We start from the raw sequence: 16,030 nt of genomic DNA, 5'->3' as shown, positions 1-16,030 counted from the left end.
TTTCAAACTCCAGATAAAATTAAGCTTTAGCCTTTGGCATTTGAGAAACCATCGATAAATTGATGTCCATGCCTTCAATCTGGAAGTGAGGAATAAGGAAGGTTTTCACGCGGAAGAAGCCCGGGTTATCCTCAATATCTTCTACGGTCACTTTAGCCTGACGCAGCGGGTGCGATGCTTGAACTTCATCACTCGGATCGGTCATTTCTGTCACCAGATTATTGATCCAAGCGTTCAGTTCTAGTTCCAGTACGCGGCGGTCTTTGGTGGCACCGATGTTTTCACGCTGAATCACTTTCAGGTAATGGGCAATGCGCGACAGCAGGAAAATGTACGGTAAACGGGCATTGATCCGGCTATTGGCGGTGGCTTCTTTGGTGTCATACAGCGCCGGCTTCTGGGTAGAGTTAGCGGAGAAGAAACACGCGTAGTCGCGGTTTTTATAGAATGACAGGGGAATAAAGCCCAAGTTAGCAAATTCAAACTCACGGGTTTCCGGGATCAGTACTTCCGTTGGGATCTTCACCTGATTGCCGGTGCCGAGGTCATATAGGTGGATCGGCAGATCGTCAACCAAACCACCCGCTTGCGGGCCACGTACTTGGACACACCAACCGTTACGCACGAAGCTTTTTACCATATTGGCGGCAAACGCAAATGAGGCGTTGGTCCACAGATATCTGTCGTGATCCGGCCCTTTTACCTCTTCGGTATAGTTGAAGTTACGCACCGGTACCGTATCTGGACCATAAGGCAGACGCGCTAGCACACGCGGCAGGGTTAAACCCACATAGCGGGAATCGTCGGTATCGCGGAAGCTTTTCCACTTGGTGTATTCAGCACGGTCAAAATAGTTGGCGATGTCTTTAATGGCAGCCACTTCTTCCATGTTGTTCTTGCCAAAGAATGCCGGGCCGACGGAGGCGATAAACGGCATGTGGGCCGCCGCCGCGACTTTAGAGATATTACGCAGTAATGCAATATCTTGCGGGCCACGGTCAAACTCAAAGTTAGAGATGGTTACGCCAATCGGCTCGCCGCCCGGGGTGTCATATTCCTGAATGTAGGTATGGCGGTAGAAACCGGTTTGGATGGTTTCTGGCGCATCTTCGAAATCTTGCTGTAGCGCTTCTTTAGACGCATCCAGCACTTCGATTCTGACGTTGCGGCGGAAATCGGTGCGGTCAACCAGAAACTTCAAACCACGCCATGCAGACTCGATAGACTGGAACTCTGGGTGATGCATGACGGCATCTAACTGCTCGCTCAGCTGTTTGTCGATTTGGCTGATATGGAAATCCAGCAGGCTCTTGTCCAGCTTATCCACTTTTTGCGCCGATTTCTGAACCATGTTCAGAAAGACGTTAACCGCCATGGTGACACGTTCGTCCGCCGAGGCTTCTGCCAACGCATCGTTGTCCTGAAACTTGACGATATCGTCAAATTGCGCCACCGGGGTGAGATTAATTTTATCGAACAGAGACTGATAGACGCTGCCGGCGTCTTTTACGACGGTGCTGGCTGTTTTAGAACTGGAACCTTGTGTAGAGGTAGACATAAACAATCCTTATAAAATACGTATCAAAGAGTCATGATTACTGAGAATCAGAGCCGCCGGGTAAAGAACCAATTGCTGCTAATTCGGCGCGCAGTTCGTCCGATAATTGCTCATCTTTTAAAATACGTTCCAGTTCCTGACGGAAAGTGGCGTTATCTAACAGGTTGGATTTCAGGTCGCGTAATAGATTACGCATGGCGAGTAGTGAACGTAATGCAGGAATTTGTTTGGCTACCTGCTCCGGTTCGAAATCTTTCATATCTTTAAAACTTAACGATACGTTGGTTTCTGAATCATCACCGGCTAGGGTATTTTTGATGGTGAGTTTAGCTGTAGGGTTTAAATCCGCTAATACGGCATTGAAGTTATTTTTATTGATGGAGATCTTTTCTCTTTCAGCAATAGGTCGATTTTCCTGACCGTGGCTATAATCGCCCATCACTAATAGTTTCAGTGGTAATTCAACTTTTTTCTGTGCGCCGCCGGTATGAAGATCGAGTTTAATATTTACGCGCGCTGCGGGAACTTCGTTTTGAAAGCTGTCAGCCATAGTCTTAGTCCTGATCCTTATTAGTAAAGTACACCACAACTACGTTCCCTATTTCCTTATGCATCAACTGCCTGAAATATCCGAGCGCTCGGATGAGGTTCTGCCTCATGGTCGATAACCGTGGTTCCGTCTATTGGTTATTGATAAAAGTTATATTCAGTTTTACGAATAATGTTGTATTGACTGAAAAATTTAACCGAATTTATTCGTATGAAAATCAATCAGCTCGTTAAGCTTCACTTAACTTTTTTATATCAAAAAAAATAATGATTAGATACCTGTCAATGTTGACAGGTATCTAATCATTATTTATTTAATCGATTGATTTTTATCAAGAAAAAAATATAAAAATATTAGTACAGGAGTGTATTTTTGGATAGGTACACTTTATTATAAATAATAATAACTTCATTTGTTAAATATTATATTTTTTGTTTCTAATGTTCATTAATTAAGAAATTAATACGTTTTAATTTTTTATAATTATTTTAATTGAACAGCAAAAAAAATTATTAATGTGATGAACTTCAAATAAATTTTTATGACCTAAAAAATATTAAAAAATTTAATTAATTGATCTTAACCAGCGCTGTTCATTCACCTGAAATAACTCAAAGCCAATATGAAAAACTTTTTCTAACTGTTGAACAGACATAACTTCAGCGGTCGTGCCAGAGGCGATCAATTGCCCCTGATAAAATAACCAGACTTCATCAGCATGATGTAATGTATGATTTAGATTATGAGCACTTACGATAGCGCTGGCACCCAACTGGCAAAACTGCATCAGTAAATTATCCAGTGCCGCCTGCTGTGCCACATCAAGACTGTTCATGGGTTCATCAAGTAACAGAAGCCGGGCTTCGGGGTTCAATGTTGGCCATACTTGTAGAAACACGGCTACCAGTCGTACTCTTTGCCACTCACCACCGGAAAGTTGGCCTAATGGTCGAGTTAACTTATCGGTTAATTCCAGCTGTTCAGCCAAAAACATCACTACCGTTTCAACTTCCAACGCCGTTGCCATTTTAGGCTGATGCAGAGCAATATATTGAAAAACCAGCATCATCGCCCTGCTATCTTGTTGTTGGCTGAGATAAGCGCGCATATCGGCCAGTTGTATCGCCGAACAGTGGCGAATATCACGTTGCTGTAATTCGATGGTACCCTGATAAGGTAACAATCCCGCGATGGACGCTAACAGAGAGCTTTTTCCAGCACCGTTTGGCCCTATCACATGTATCAACTTTCCCGATTCAGCCGAGACGGTGATATCTGATAAACGAGACAATAAAGTGATATTAGTAAGTTTTAGCATGTCGTAATAGCATCCAGATAAAAAGCGGTGCTCCAATGGTTGAAGTAATAACGCCAATGGGTAATTCAGCGGATGACATGGCTACTCGCGAGGTTAAATCTGCTATTAGCAAAAGCGTTGAACCGGTCAGAGCGCAACCGGCTAATAAATAACGATGATCGGTAATACCAGCCAATCTCAAAATGTGGGGAATAATTAACCCAATAAACCCGATAATTCCGGCCAGCGCCACACTGGTACCCACTACCCAAGCAATGATCATGACAAAAATATTGCGCCAGACCACTAATGGAACCCCTAATTGACGCGCCTGATCCTCACCCAAAGAAAGTAAATTAAGTTTATTACCTTGGTAAATCAGCCAAACAAGCGCCGGAACCAATGCCAATATCAACCATTTTTGCTGCCAGCCAATGCCGGCAAAACTCCCCATCAACCAATACAATAACTGACGTAGGTCCATACTTGAGCTGAAATAGACCGCCCAAGTCATAATGGCACTACAGGCAATTCCTAAAGCAAAACCAATCAGCAGTAGCCGGGCTCCGGGAAGCAGTTTGCGTCGGGACAACCCTAACAAAATCAACGTCAGTATTAATGCACCCAGAATGGCATTCATGCTTAGCAACCAAACAGGTAACAGGCCACCGCCCAGTAAAATGGTCAGCACCAGCGCAACGCCAGCACCGTTGGCAACCCCCAGCAATCCGGGTTCTGACAGTGGATTATCAAACAGCGATTGCATCACGGCCCCGGACATTGCCAGCCCCGCCCCTACGGCGATTACCGCCAACGTTCGGGGTAGCCGTAATTGCCAGACAAACAGTTGAGCCTGTTCACTAAACCATAGTCGAGGTGGTAACCAGATATCTCCAGCAGACAGGCTGATAATAATGGTGATCATCAAAAGCAGCGCAAACAGACAGAGTTTTATTCGGTCTCGGCGCTGTTGTCTTTGTTGAAGCTGAGAAAAACGCAGTCCCATATCGTTACAGGGTTCTCGGGTTGTGGAGCATTCGATGATGATACAAAAGAAAAAGGCCGCTTGCGCGGCCTTTTTAGGTCTGATGTCTTATTCTTTCGGTGTAGCGTTCTCAACCCGGCTCTTTAACTTCTGGCCCGGACGGAAAGTCACTACCCGGCGTGCAGTAATAGGAATATCTTCGCCAGTTTTGGGGTTACGTCCTGGGCGTTGACTCTTATCCCGCAGATCAAAATTACCGAATCCGGAAAGTTTGACTTGTTCACCATTTTCCAAAGCCTTACGAACTTCTTCAAAAAACAGTTCAACGAGATCTTTTGCATCACGTTTACTCAGGTTAAGCTTTTCGCACAAGTGTTCAGACATTTCAGCTTTAGTAAGCGCCATAGGTTCAATCTCTCAAGGATGCTTGGAATCGCTGTTTCAATGCCGCTACGCATTCTGCAACCGTCGCGGCAATTTCCTCTTCTTCTAGCGTACGCGTGGTATCTTGCAATGTCAGACTGATAGCTAGGCTCTTATACCCCTCAGCGACACCCTTACCTCGATATACGTCAAATAAGTTTACGCCAACCATCTGATTTACGCCAACTTTTTTACATATTTCTAATACATTGGCAGCAGGTATGCTTTCAGCCACAACAATTGCGATATCACGACGGTTTGCCGGGAAGCGGGAAACCTCTCTGGCAAGCGGTATACGGCGTTCTGAGACCTTGTCCCACAACAATTCGAATACCACCGTACGACCGTTGAGATCGAGCTTCCGCTCAAGCTCAGGATGCACTACACCAATGTATCCAATGCGTTCGCCATTTAAATAAATAGCCGCACTTTGGCCGGGATGCAGTGCAGGGTTTGCTTCGACTTTAAACTCAATCTCCGACAATTTACCCGTCAATTCTAACACCGACTCAAGATCGCCTTTTAAATCATAGAAGTCAACTGCTTCACGCGCAAGGTTCCAGTGCTCTTCATAGCGATTTCCTGCAATTACCCCTGCCAGCATAACCTCCTGCCGGACACCAAGGTCTGCTGTTTCATCAGGAACAAAGCGTAAACCACTCTCAAACAGACGTACTCGCCCCTGCTGACGATTCTGGTTATACACGGCTGACGTCAACAATCCACTCCATAATGAGAGGCGCATAGCCGACATTTCTACCGAAATTGGATTGGGTAAAATTAACGCTTCTTGTTGAGGATGCAGTAAATTTTGAATCTTAGGATCAACAAAGCTATAGGTGATGGCTTCCTGATACCCTTTGTCTACCAGCAAAGCTTTTACCCGGCGCAATGGTAAGTTTGCTTCACGATGTGGTGTCATCTCCAAATTGGCACGTAGTGGTACATTTGGAATACTGTTATAACCATACACGCGCGCAATTTCTTCAATCAGATCTTCTTCGATTTCCATATCGAAACGCCAGCTTGGTGCAATGGCTTTCCAACTGTCACCTTCCCGGGACACATCGCAGCCTAAACGGCTCAAAATATCGCTAACTTGCTCATCAGAAATCACATGACCAATCAGCTTATTCAGCTTTTCACGACGCAGTAAAATGGTGGAGCGTATCGGAAGCGTGGTTTTATCGGTAGTATCAATAACAGGTCCCGGTTGGCCACCACAAATATCAAGCAATAAGCGAGTTGCTCTTTCTAATGCCGTTTGCTGTAGAGCCGGATCGACCCCTCTTTCATAGCGATGAGAAGCGTCGGTGTGCAAACCAAAGCGGCGTGCACGACCCGCAATTGCCAGTGGATTAAAATAGGCACTTTCCAAGAAGATGTCTTTGGTTTCCTGATTAACACCGGAATGCTCACCGCCAAATATTCCGCCCATAGCCAATGGCTTTTGGCGATCGGCTATTACAACCACATCTTGGCTCAGTTTGACTTTATTACCGTCCAGCAAAACCAGCTCTTCATTCTCTTTTGCCATACGCACAACAATGCCGCCGTCAATGCGATCTAAATCGAATGCATGCATTGGATGGCCTAGTTCCAGCAGAACATAGTTAGTCACATCTACGACCGGATCAATAGAGCGAATACCACAGCGGCGCAGCTTTTCTTTCATCCATAAAGGTGTGGCTGCTTTTACGTTAATACCTTTAACTACCCGGCCTAAATAGCGTGGGCACGCTTGACTGGCATCAACTTGGATAGAGATGACATCCTGAATAGCTGGCGCTACAGGTGACATATCAGGCTGATTTAACGGTAGTTTATTAATCACAGCAACATCGCGGGCAACCCCGATAATGCCTAAGCAGTCGGCACGGTTCGGCGTTACGCTGATTTCAATGGTGGCATCGTCTAATTTGAGGTATTCCCGAACGTCCTGACCGATTGGTGCATCTTCCGGTAATTCGATAATACCGCTGTGATCGTCGCTGACACCCAGTTCAGAGAAAGAACACAGCATCCCTTCAGAAGGTTCTCCGCGCAGTTTGGCAGCTTTAATTTTAAAGTCACCCGGCAATACCGCACCTACGGTGGCGCAGGCTACGGTTAATCCCTTACGACAGTTTGGCGCACCACAAACGATATCCAGCAGGCGATCGCCACCCACATCAACTTTGGTCACCCGTAACTTATCCGCATTAGGATGCTGACCGCACTCCACGACGCGACCAATAACGACACCGGTAAACTCACCGGCTACGGCTTCCACGCCATCTACTTCCAGACCGGCCATGGTAATTTGTTCAGACAATTGGTCACGGCTAATCGCAGGGTTTACCCATTCACGCAACCAGGATTCACTGAATTTCATGTTTTGGCTCCTGCTATTATTTAAATTGTTTTAAGAAACGAAGATCGTTTTCGAAGAAAGCACGTAAATCGGTGACACCGTAACGAAGCATGGTTAAGCGCTCCATACCCATGCCGAAAGCAAACCCAGAGTACACTTCAGGGTCAATGCCCACTCCACGCAGTACGTTTGGGTGCACCATACCGCAACCCAACACTTCTAGCCATTTGCCATTTTTACCCATCACATCCACTTCAGCAGAAGGTTCGGTAAACGGGAAATAGGAAGGTCGGAAACGAACCTGTAAATCTTCTTCGAAGAAATTCTGCAAGAAGTCGTGAATGGTTCCTTTCAGATTGGTAAAACTAATGTCTTTATCAACGATCAGCCCTTCCATTTGATGGAACATCGGGGTATGCGTCTGGTCGTAATCGTTACGATATACGCGACCCGGTGCAATAATACGAATTGGCGGCTGTTGGTTATTCATGGTGCGAATCTGTACGCCAGAAGTTTGGGTACGTAGTAGGCGCTTCGCGTCAAACCAGAAGGTATCGTGATCCGCTCGCGCTGGGTGATGTCCAGGAATATTCAGTGCATCAAAGTTGTGATAGTCATCTTCAATTTCAGGGCCGTTAGCCACGGCAAAACCCAGTTCGCCAAAGAAGTCAGCAATGCGATCTATGGTACGCGTTACCGGATGTAACCCACCATTCTCTATACGACGACCAGGCAAAGATACATCAATGGTCTCTTCTGCTAGACGGGCATTGAGTGCGGCTGATTCCAGCGTGTACTTACGACCGTTCAGGGCATCCTGAACTTCCTGTTTAGCCTGATTAATGACCTGCCCAGCGGCAGGACGCTCTTCTGCGGGAACATCGCGCAGCGATGTCATTTGCAGCGTCAGGTGACCTTTCTTGCCTAAATATTCCACGCGAACTAAATCTAACGCGGCAACATCATGGGCTTCTTCTATAGCCGCCTTTGCATTGGCAACCAGTTCAGCGAGATGTGGCATTATTTTCCTCTTCTTCCGGCTCTGGAGTTCCGATATCTGGTAATGAAACCCGGTTTATAAAACAACAATACTGTTAATAACGATCAATATTACTTCAGGCAACAAAAAAGCCTCCATCAGGAGGCTTTTGGCGCTAGTTTCCGTTTCTTCTCTTACGCGCAAGCCTCTCGATATCAGGAGCTAAAGTAAAAGAAGAAACGGAAAATAGCAGAATTCATACTTGCGTTACCTTGTTATTATTCTGGTTAGTGTTAAAAATCAAGATGATAAAATGTATTGAGACTGACAATACTACGAATGTTCTTTAATTTCACTTCATTGAACAAAAAAGTAAAAGAGGGCGTTTTCACGCCCTCTTTTATCTGACTTACGCCAGAACTGATTTTGCTTTTTCAACTAAAGCAGCAAATGCCACTTTGTCGAATACAGCGATATCAGCCAGAATCTTACGGTCGATTTCAACAGAAGCCTTTTTCAGACCATTGATGAAACGGCTGTAAGATAAACCATTTTGACGGGCAGCAGCGTTAATACGTGCAATCCACAGCTGACGGAACTGACGCTTACGTTGACGACGGTCACGGTAAGCATACTGCCCTGCTTTGATTACTGCCTGGAAGGCAACACGATATACGCGCGAACGGGCACCGTAGTAGCCTTTCGCTTGCTTCATTATTTTCTTGTGACGTGCACGTGCGATTACACCACGTTTTACGCGAGCCATATGCTCTCTCCTATCGACTTATTGTCTGAATTAAAAATTATGCTTATTTATGCGTATGGCAGACATGCCACGACCAGACCCAGATCCCCTTTGGAGACCAGACCTTTCGGACGCAGGTGACGTTTACGCTTAGTAGCTTTTTTAGTCAGAATATGACGTAGGTTGGCATGCTTACGCTTAAAACCACCTGAGGCGGTTTTTTTAAAGCGCTTAGCTGCGCCACGCACAGTTTTGATCTTTGGCATTTTAAATATATCCACTTCGCATTGTTAATAAAACGAACCAGTTGGGCGAATAAAACCTGAGTGGCGTTAACCACCCAGAAATTATTACTTGTATGCCTTACTGTTTCTTCTTCGGGGCGAGCACCATCACCATCTGGCGTCCTTCAATCCTACTTGGGTAGGATTCAACAACGGCCAGTTCGACGAGATCGTCACGGACGCGGTTAAGCACTTCCATACCGATTTGCTGGTGAGCCATCTCACGACCGCGGAAACGCAGTGTGATTTTAGCTTTATCACCCTCTTCCAGAAAGCGAACCAGGCTGCGGAGTTTTACCTGATAGTCGCCATCATCTGTACCAGGTCGGAATTTAATTTCCTTGATCTGGACAACTTTTTGTTTTTTCTTCTGCTCTTTCGTAGCCTTACTCTTTTCATAGAGGAATTTGCCGTAGTCCATGACCCGGCAAACTGGCGGCTCAGCATTTGGGCTAATCTCTACCAGATCAACGCCAGCTTCTTCTGCTTTTTGCAGTGCTTCATTCAGACTAACAATCCCCAATTGCTCGCCATCGATGCCTGTTAGTCGCACTTCACGGGCGCGAATTTCGTTGTTTATGCGATTAGGACGCGCTGTTTGAACTCTTTTTCCGCCTTTAATACTTTATTCCTCCAGTTGATTAAGACTACGACTGCGAATTTCTTGTTGCAGTTTTTCAATCACGTAACTTACGTCAAGACTGCCTAAGTCTTTTCCGCGGCGGGTACGCACAGCAATTTTGCCAGCTTCTACCTCTTTATCGCCGCAGACTAACATATATGGCACACGTCGTAGAGTATGTTCACGGATTTTAAAGCCTATTTTCTCATTTCTCAAGTCCGCTTTCGCACGAATGCCAGCAGCCTGAAGTTTTTTCGTTAATTCTTCGACATATTCGGCCTGACTGTCAGTAATATTCATTACCACGACTTGCTGTGGTGCCAACCATGTTGGGAAGAAACCTGCACATTCTTCAGTCAGAATACCGATAAAGCGCTCTAATGAACCTAAAATGGCACGGTGAATCATCACCGGTACGTGGCGCTCATTATCTTCACCAACAAAAGACGCGCTTAAACGCTCTGGTAATGAAAAGTCGAGCTGCACAGTACCACACTGCCATGCACGATCCAAACTATCATGCAAAGTAAATTCAATTTTAGGGCCGTAAAATGCCCCTTCACCCGGCTGATAATCAAATTCCAGACCGTTAGCCGTCAATGCCTCTGCCAGATCGTGCTCGGCTCTGTCCCACATGGCATCAGTACCGATGCGCTTTGCAGGGCGAGTCGACAATTTCACGCTGATATTTTCAAAGCCAAAAGTGCTATACAGATCGTAAACCATTTTGATACAGCTGGTTACTTCCACTCGCACCTGTTCTTCAGTACAGAAAATATGCGCATCGTCCTGAGTAAAACCACGAACTCGCATTAAGCCATGCAGTGAGCCAGAAGGTTCATTACGATGACAGCTACCAAACTCAGCCATTCTCAACGGCAGGTCGCGATATGATTTTAGACCTTGATTGAAAATCTGCACGTGACCAGGGCAGTTCATTGGTTTAATACAGTATTCACGGTTTTCTGAGGACGTGGTGAACATGGCTTCTTTATAGTTTTCCCAGTGCCCGGTTTTTTCCCACAGCACACGGTCCATCATAAATGGCCCTTTCACTTCCTGATAATCGTATTCTCTGAGCTTCATACGCACAAAGGCTTCCAGCTCACGGAAAATAGTCCAGCCATCGTTGTGCCAGAACACCATACCCGGCGCTTCTTCCTGCATATGATACAGATCAAGCTGCTTTCCAATACGACGATGGTCGCGCTTAGCCGCCTCTTCCAGACGCAATAAATAGGCAGCCAATTGTTTTTTATCAGCCCATGCAGTGCCATAAATACGCTGCAGCATTTTATTGTTGCTGTCGCCACGCCAGTAAGCGCCGGAAACTTTTTGCAGCTTGAAGTTATAACAGAAACGCATGTTCGGCACGTGCGGACCGCGGCACATGTCAATATATTCTTCATGATGATACAGCGCCGGATGTGCGTCACGACTGATGTTTTCATCAAGAATACGTAATTTATAAATTTCACCACGGGCTTCGAAAGTATCCCGAGCTTCTTGCCAACTAACCTTCTTCTTGATGACGTCGTAGTCTTTCTTAACCAGCTCCATCATGCGCTGTTCAAGCAGATCAAGATCTTCCTGATTTAACGTTCTGTCGATATCAACATCGTAATAAAAACCATTGTCGATGGTTGGACCAATTGCCATTTTAGTATCAGGCCAAAGTTGTTTAATTGCATGGCCTAACAGGTGCGCACATGAGTGGCGGATAATTTCCAGACCATCTTCATCTTTGACGGTAATGATTTCCAGATTCGCATCGTTTTCAATCAGATCGCAAGCGTCAATACGCTCACCGTTAATACGACCGGCGATACAGGCTTTTGCCAGACCAGGGCCGATATCACGAGCAATATCCATCACTGAAACGGCATGGTCGTACTGACGTTGACTTCCATCAGGAAGAGTAATAACTGGCATTATAATTCCTTAGTTACAGTGGTGACCCATACGCAAGATCACATGTAAAAATATTTTTTGTATTTAGATCAATGGATTGATGACTTTTTCGACTCACTGTTATCGAATGCCCGCTCAATTGTGTACACACATTGACTTGTCGGTTTACGTTTTATAAAAACGAAGGGTAAATTTTACCATTGAGAACAGTGGCTGGATAGTACAAAATGAAAAAAGCCCTGATGCCACAAGAGATAACGCTCGGTGTCGGTTAAATATCGTTAATGAACCCGCTACGGTGAAAGATTATTGGTCAAAACACTATTTTGGCAGGCATCACTCAATAATTACAACTCATCACCAAACAGCCGCTTAACCGCCAACTGTGCGACATTAACGTGCTCTCCACCAAATAGATTTGCCCGATTCAACAAATAGTAAAGTTGATATAGCGGCTGGCGATCGATAAAGCTGGCCGGTAAAGGCCAAATGCTCTGATAACCATCATATATTTGCGGTGGTAAATTAGGATATAACGGCAACATGGCTAAATCGCATTCACGATCGCCCCAATAACAAGCCGGATCAAAAATTATCGGCCCTACGGTACTAACACCGCAGTTCGCTGGCCATAAATCACCGTGAAGTAAAGATGGTTGTGGGTGATGGCTTTTCAGCCGATGGCTAACAATATCGATAATGGTATCAATATCCCCATAGTGGAACCCTTTTTCATCCGCCAATTGAAGCTGCCATCCTATACGCTGTTCAGCAAAGAATACATTCCAGTAACGTTGCCAGCGATTAGGCTGTGGTGTAGTTGCTAGGTCGCTATCAAAATCCAGTCCAAACTGTGGTTGATCGCTCCATTGATGCAATCGGGCTAGCTGCTGTCCTAAACAATAGGCGTGATGGGCATCCAGTGGTTTTAACGGCAGGTACTCCAATACCAAAAAGCTGAAATCGCGGTCGTAACCAACACCATAAACCTCTGGTACTCGAACCGTACCACTCTTGGCTAATGCCGTAAGCTGATCAAGTTCGGCATTGAATATAGGTAGAATATCCCGAGTGTCATACTTGATAAAAACCTCTTTTTTGCCGTTACTGACCCGGCGAGCATGATGGATATCACCTCCTGACAGTTCCTCCTTTTCAGTGATTGTATAAGTCTCACCCAGATACTCACTTAATAAACGGCTGACGGATTGCCACATGACATCACCCCAAGGCTATGATCAAGATAGATTCAGGTTAACCTTTTGATTCCAGCGAAACTTCGATCCAATGCACAGCTTTGGTGTAAAAAGATCGCTAAAGGCTGATATTCATATTGCAGGCCATAGGAGACCCAAAGATTAACCTACAGAGCCGGTATAACTACCGGTCTGCAGTATTAAGCGTAGAAGGCAATGCAGGATTATTAAAGCCGGTTGATCATATACAGGATGATATAGATAAAAATACCCCAGAAGATCGGTGAAACATACAACTGTCCATATTGTGCAAAGATCGAGGTATTGGGTATAGAGATCAACTTCTCCAACTCCGCGAATGAGCGCGCTTCATCACCATTCATCGCTTCCAGTATCGCTCTTTCTCTGACAGCTTCTTTCACGTTATACACGCGTTTAGCTAAACGTGCGCCGGAAGCCTGTAATGCCAAACCGACAAACATCAGTAGGAAGATCACAATAAACCATACACTACCGCTAGCAAACCAATTGCTAATATTCGGTACTGGGGAATTAGCCCAAAAATACTCAACGAATGAGGTGTACTGACGAACAATTTTGATAATGACCTGCAGAAAATCCATAATCGTCGCTGTCATTTCTTGCATGTTAGCTTTAGGTACAACCAGATACTTCAGCACAGAGATAATTGTTGAAATGAATGCCGGAATAAAAATAACGATCCCTGCAATACGTTTAATCAACGCAACTGTACTGGCCTGTTGGTGAGTCATTCTGCCTCCATGTTGAAACACCGATTTTTTATCAAATCAATTACAAAAAAAATCATGTTCCAGTTTAAAGGAACATAATCTGACAATTTCCAAGAAAAGTGATACTCCATTGACCAGCAACGATACTTAACACCCATCAGGAAGTATAAAGCTCGATACATATAATGAACCGAGCTTTTAATATATTAGTGTGTTACCGCAATCAAGCTATAAGTAACGATAACAAATAGAGCAAAAACTACTGTGCTTAACGCCCATTTTAATTCAGCAGACATTCTTTTTCCTTTACATAAACGTGATTAGACACGGAATCATTGTAAGGCGCTTAACAAAAATGTATACCCAAAAGCGATTTTTCCATGATATCTCTTGGACTTTTGTATCAGATACGCCAAAATCCACCGCTTGTTATCACTGAAAGGCATATGTGCCACCAGCAGTGATGGTTAAAGGAATTCTACACCGTTTTGCTTTTAATGTGTAATGTGTTGGTTATCACTAAAAGCAAACGTTAACATATCAGCTTACACTGTACTTGATACCAGTATAAGCTCAGGAGTGCTCTGTTTCATGGCAACTATAAAAGATGTGGCTAAACACGCGGGGGTTTCAACGACCACGGTCTCCCACGTTATTAATAAAACGCGTTTTGTCGCCGAAGATACTAAAACAGCCGTCTGGGCGGCCATTAAAGAGCTTAGCTATTCACCCAGCGCCGTTGCCCGTAGTCTTAAGGTGAATAACACCAAAACCATTGGCCTGCTGGCAACCGCCAGCGGTTCACCGTATTTTGCTGAAGTTATCCAAGCAGTGGAAGAAGCCTGTTATAAAAAAGGCTATACGCTGATTCTGTGCAACACGCAAAACGATTTAGAAAAACAGCAGGCTTATCTTGCTATGTTGGCACAAAAACGGGTTGATGGCCTGTTAGTGATGTGTTCTGAGTATCATCCCCCACTACTTTCGCTTCTGGAAAATTATCACGCCATTCCCATGATGGTGATGGACTGGAATAAACACAAAGGCTTTACTGATAATATTGAAGATAACGGTTTTCATGGCGGTTATCTGGCTGCTCGTTACCTGATAGAGCGAGGACATCGCGAAATCTCAACGATAACGGGTCAATTAAATGAATTTACCGGCCGTGAGCGCCATAAAGGTTTTCTCCATGCCTTGAAAGAAGCCCATATCGATATCCTCCCTGAGTGGATTATCGAGGCGGACTTTCAACCACAGGCAGGCTACGATGGCATGGTATCGCTTATCAATCTGAAGAAGCGCCCTACTGCGTTATTCTGCGGCGGAGATGTCATCGCGATGGGTGCGTTATGTGCTGCCGGAGATATGGGGGTTCGTGTACCAGAAGATATTTCGGTTATTGGCTATGACAATATTCGCCATACCCGTTTCTATAATCCACCGCTAACCACCATTCAACAGCCTAAAGAGAGCTTGGCTGTCATGGCGTTAGATATGTTATTAGATCGGATTATCAATAAGCGCGAAGCGTCCCACTCCATTGAACTACATCCTGAACTGATTGAACGAAAATCCGTGACTGATGGCCCCTATCTGAAGAAATAGTCATCGCTGAACTTTGCTCCAGAATCAATCATCATCATTTGTAATGGTTTTGGAGCTAGTTCTCCCCAAGTTTTCAGTCAGTTATCCTCCCTCGGTCCCGATAACATACCGGCTAGTTTGATTCAGCTTGGATATCGACCTATATTTTAATAGATATGTTATCAGGTACAGGATTTAAATCCCCCATTCAGAGTCTAATAAAAACATACATGCAGGCTTTGAATCACAAGTGGTCATATTATGATATTTTCAACATTGCCCTATCGTTTTCGTCCCCTGCTTTCTGGGATCCTTTTTGCCACTATTGGTATGACATTATCTGCCTGCGCTTTTATGCCCCCTCATGTTGCGATGAGTTCCATTGAGCTTAGCGTGACGGATAAAGCCAATGATGGTAAGCCATTAAATGTCGATTTTGTTGCTGTTCGCAGCGAGAAACTGGTGCAAAAGATTGAAGCTCTCACGGCCAGTCAGTGGTTTGAGCAGAAACAACAGATACTAAAAGAGAACCCCGGCAATTTGATAGTATGGCCGGTGAAAATGTTGCCCGGTTCGCAAATCACCGTGAAAGATGTCCCCATCTCCGGAAAACCGGCTGACTCTCTGATTCTGTTTGCCGGGTATAAGAGTAAAGGTGCTCATCGCTTAGTGCTGAATGATATTCGCCATCCTAAGTTGGAATTACGGGATGATGATGTATATCTGTTCGATGATTAAAAGAGGGTTAAAACACAGGGAGCCACAAGGCTCCCTGTTTCATCATAAAT

General features: G+C 44.9%; 17 protein-coding genes and 1 other annotated feature. Of the genes, 2 read left to right on the top strand and 15 right to left on the bottom strand.

The genetic code is table 11. From position 1 onward, the window contains the following. Positions 1–19: 19 nt before the first annotated feature. The 15 genes from tssC to cydH all read right to left on the bottom strand — a co-directional run bounded on the left by tssC (position 20) and on the right by cydH (position 13,951). Positions 20–1,558: a type VI secretion system contractile sheath large subunit gene (gene tssC, locus HYN51_RS06715; RefSeq protein WP_108899314.1), complete on the bottom strand. Its 1,539-nt coding sequence runs from the start codon at positions 1,556–1,558 to the stop codon at positions 20–22. Between the two features lie 37 nt (positions 1,559–1,595). Next, a complete protein-coding gene (tssB, locus tag HYN51_RS06710) occupies positions 1,596–2,108 on the bottom strand; it encodes a type VI secretion system contractile sheath small subunit (protein ID WP_108899313.1) in 513 nt (170 codons plus the stop codon). A gap of 565 nt (positions 2,109–2,673) precedes the next feature. Next, entirely contained in the window at positions 2,674–3,426 is a 753-nt protein-coding gene (btuD, locus tag HYN51_RS06705) for a vitamin B12 ABC transporter ATP-binding protein BtuD (protein WP_108899312.1), read from the bottom strand. Further along, positions 3,410–4,411: a vitamin B12 ABC transporter permease BtuC gene (gene btuC / locus HYN51_RS06700; RefSeq protein WP_108899311.1), complete on the bottom strand. Its 1,002-nt coding sequence runs from the start codon at positions 4,409–4,411 to the stop codon at positions 3,410–3,412. Before btuC ends, btuD begins: the two co-directional genes overlap by 17 nt. Positions 4,412–4,498: 87 nt before the next feature. Next, positions 4,499–4,795 (bottom strand): integration host factor subunit alpha, encoded by a 297-nt coding sequence (gene ihfA / locus HYN51_RS06695; protein WP_029095030.1) that lies wholly within the window; start codon positions 4,793–4,795, stop codon positions 4,499–4,501. A 4-nt stretch (positions 4,796–4,799) separates the two neighbouring features. Next, on the bottom strand, positions 4,800–7,187 hold the full coding sequence (gene pheT, locus HYN51_RS06690) for a phenylalanine--tRNA ligase subunit beta (RefSeq protein ID WP_108899310.1): 2,388 nt from the start codon (positions 7,185–7,187) through the stop codon (positions 4,800–4,802). Between the two features lie 16 nt (positions 7,188–7,203). Further along, positions 7,204–8,187: a phenylalanine--tRNA ligase subunit alpha gene (pheS, locus tag HYN51_RS06685; protein WP_108899309.1), complete on the bottom strand. Its 984-nt coding sequence runs from the start codon at positions 8,185–8,187 to the stop codon at positions 7,204–7,206. Between the two features lie 100 nt (positions 8,188–8,287). After that, positions 8,288–8,410, bottom strand: a sequence feature (Phe leader region). Then, positions 8,361–8,405, bottom strand: coding sequence for a pheST operon leader peptide PheM (gene pheM / locus HYN51_RS16315; RefSeq protein ID WP_157953066.1), 45 nt, complete (start codon positions 8,403–8,405; stop codon positions 8,361–8,363). It overlaps the preceding feature by 45 nt. A 144-nt stretch (positions 8,411–8,554) precedes the next feature. Continuing rightward, a complete protein-coding gene (rplT, locus tag HYN51_RS06680) occupies positions 8,555–8,911 on the bottom strand; it encodes a 50S ribosomal protein L20 (protein WP_027273088.1) in 357 nt (118 codons plus the stop codon). Between the two features lie 47 nt (positions 8,912–8,958). Further along, positions 8,959–9,156 (bottom strand): 50S ribosomal protein L35, encoded by a 198-nt coding sequence (gene rpmI, locus HYN51_RS06675; RefSeq protein ID WP_029095034.1) that lies wholly within the window; start codon positions 9,154–9,156, stop codon positions 8,959–8,961. Positions 9,157–9,253: 97 nt separating this feature from the next. Then, positions 9,254–9,796 carry a translation initiation factor IF-3 gene (infC, locus tag HYN51_RS06670; RefSeq protein ID WP_108899308.1) on the bottom strand — a complete coding sequence of 181 codons (543 nt, stop codon included), beginning with the start codon at positions 9,794–9,796 and terminating at the stop codon, positions 9,254–9,256. 3 nt (positions 9,797–9,799) lie between these two features. Further along, the gene (gene thrS / locus HYN51_RS06665) at positions 9,800–11,728 is read right to left on the bottom strand and encodes a threonine--tRNA ligase (protein WP_108899307.1); all 1,929 of its coding nucleotides are present in this window, start codon (positions 11,726–11,728) and stop codon (positions 9,800–9,802) included. 326 nt (positions 11,729–12,054) lie between these two features. Next, positions 12,055–12,924 carry a fructosamine kinase family protein gene (locus tag HYN51_RS06660; protein WP_108899306.1) on the bottom strand — a complete coding sequence of 290 codons (870 nt, stop codon included), beginning with the start codon at positions 12,922–12,924 and terminating at the stop codon, positions 12,055–12,057. Positions 12,925–13,130: 206 nt separating this feature from the next. Beyond that, positions 13,131–13,676 (bottom strand): YniB family protein, encoded by a 546-nt coding sequence (locus HYN51_RS06655; protein WP_108899305.1) that lies wholly within the window; start codon positions 13,674–13,676, stop codon positions 13,131–13,133. 185 nt (positions 13,677–13,861) lie between these two features. Beyond that, the gene (cydH, locus tag HYN51_RS16795; RefSeq protein WP_108899304.1) at positions 13,862–13,951 is read right to left on the bottom strand and encodes a cytochrome bd-I oxidase subunit CydH; all 90 of its coding nucleotides are present in this window, start codon (positions 13,949–13,951) and stop codon (positions 13,862–13,864) included. A gap of 295 nt (positions 13,952–14,246) precedes the next feature. Between cydH and purR the strand changes: the two genes are divergently transcribed. Together purR and HYN51_RS06640 are read left to right on the top strand one after the other, a co-directional pair. Beyond that, positions 14,247–15,263: an HTH-type transcriptional repressor PurR gene (purR, locus tag HYN51_RS06645; RefSeq protein WP_108899303.1), complete on the top strand. Its 1,017-nt coding sequence runs from the start codon at positions 14,247–14,249 to the stop codon at positions 15,261–15,263. Between the two features lie 240 nt (positions 15,264–15,503). Beyond that, the gene (locus HYN51_RS06640) at positions 15,504–15,980 is read left to right on the top strand and encodes a hypothetical protein (protein ID WP_157952997.1); all 477 of its coding nucleotides are present in this window, start codon (positions 15,504–15,506) and stop codon (positions 15,978–15,980) included. The last annotated feature ends 50 nt before the right edge of the window (positions 15,981–16,030 follow it).

The sequence above is a fragment of the Limnobaculum parvum genome (assembly GCF_003096015.2).
GTDB classification, from domain to species: Bacteria; Pseudomonadota; Gammaproteobacteria; order Enterobacterales; family Enterobacteriaceae; genus Limnobaculum; species Limnobaculum parvum.
Note: the sequence above shows the minus strand (reverse complement) of the source record. Positions and strands in the feature narration are given on the sequence as shown.

What these genes read in the sequence shown, in the direction of transcription:
- tssC (WP_108899314.1), bottom strand. Translation starts at nt 1,558, where the DNA reads ATGTCTACCTCTACACAAGGTTCCAGTTCTAAAACAGCCAGCACCGTC.
- tssB (WP_108899313.1), bottom strand. Translation starts at nt 2,108, where the DNA reads ATGGCTGACAGCTTTCAAAACGAAGTTCCCGCAGCGCGCGTAAATATT.
- btuD (WP_108899312.1), bottom strand. Translation starts at nt 3,426, where the DNA reads ATGCTAAAACTTACTAATATCACTTTATTGTCTCGTTTATCAGATATC.
- btuC (WP_108899311.1), bottom strand. Translation starts at nt 4,411, where the DNA reads ATGGGACTGCGTTTTTCTCAGCTTCAACAAAGACAACAGCGCCGAGAC.
- ihfA (WP_029095030.1), bottom strand. Translation starts at nt 4,795, where the DNA reads ATGGCGCTTACTAAAGCTGAAATGTCTGAACACTTGTGCGAAAAGCTT.
- pheT (WP_108899310.1), bottom strand. Translation starts at nt 7,187, where the DNA reads ATGAAATTCAGTGAATCCTGGTTGCGTGAATGGGTAAACCCTGCGATT.
- pheS (WP_108899309.1), bottom strand. Translation starts at nt 8,187, where the DNA reads ATGCCACATCTCGCTGAACTGGTTGCCAATGCAAAGGCGGCTATAGAA.
- rplT (WP_027273088.1), bottom strand. Translation starts at nt 8,911, where the DNA reads ATGGCTCGCGTAAAACGTGGTGTAATCGCACGTGCACGTCACAAGAAA.
- rpmI (WP_029095034.1), bottom strand. Translation starts at nt 9,156, where the DNA reads ATGCCAAAGATCAAAACTGTGCGTGGCGCAGCTAAGCGCTTTAAAAAA.
- thrS (WP_108899307.1), bottom strand. Translation starts at nt 11,728, where the DNA reads ATGCCAGTTATTACTCTTCCTGATGGAAGTCAACGTCAGTACGACCAT.
- HYN51_RS06660 (WP_108899306.1), bottom strand. Translation starts at nt 12,924, where the DNA reads ATGTGGCAATCCGTCAGCCGTTTATTAAGTGAGTATCTGGGTGAGACT.
- HYN51_RS06655 (WP_108899305.1), bottom strand. Translation starts at nt 13,676, where the DNA reads ATGACTCACCAACAGGCCAGTACAGTTGCGTTGATTAAACGTATTGCA.
- cydH (WP_108899304.1), bottom strand. Translation starts at nt 13,951, where the DNA reads ATGTCTGCTGAATTAAAATGGGCGTTAAGCACAGTAGTTTTTGCTCTA.
- purR (WP_108899303.1), top strand. Translation starts at nt 14,247, where the DNA reads ATGGCAACTATAAAAGATGTGGCTAAACACGCGGGGGTTTCAACGACC.
- HYN51_RS06640 (WP_157952997.1), top strand. Translation starts at nt 15,504, where the DNA reads ATGATATTTTCAACATTGCCCTATCGTTTTCGTCCCCTGCTTTCTGGG.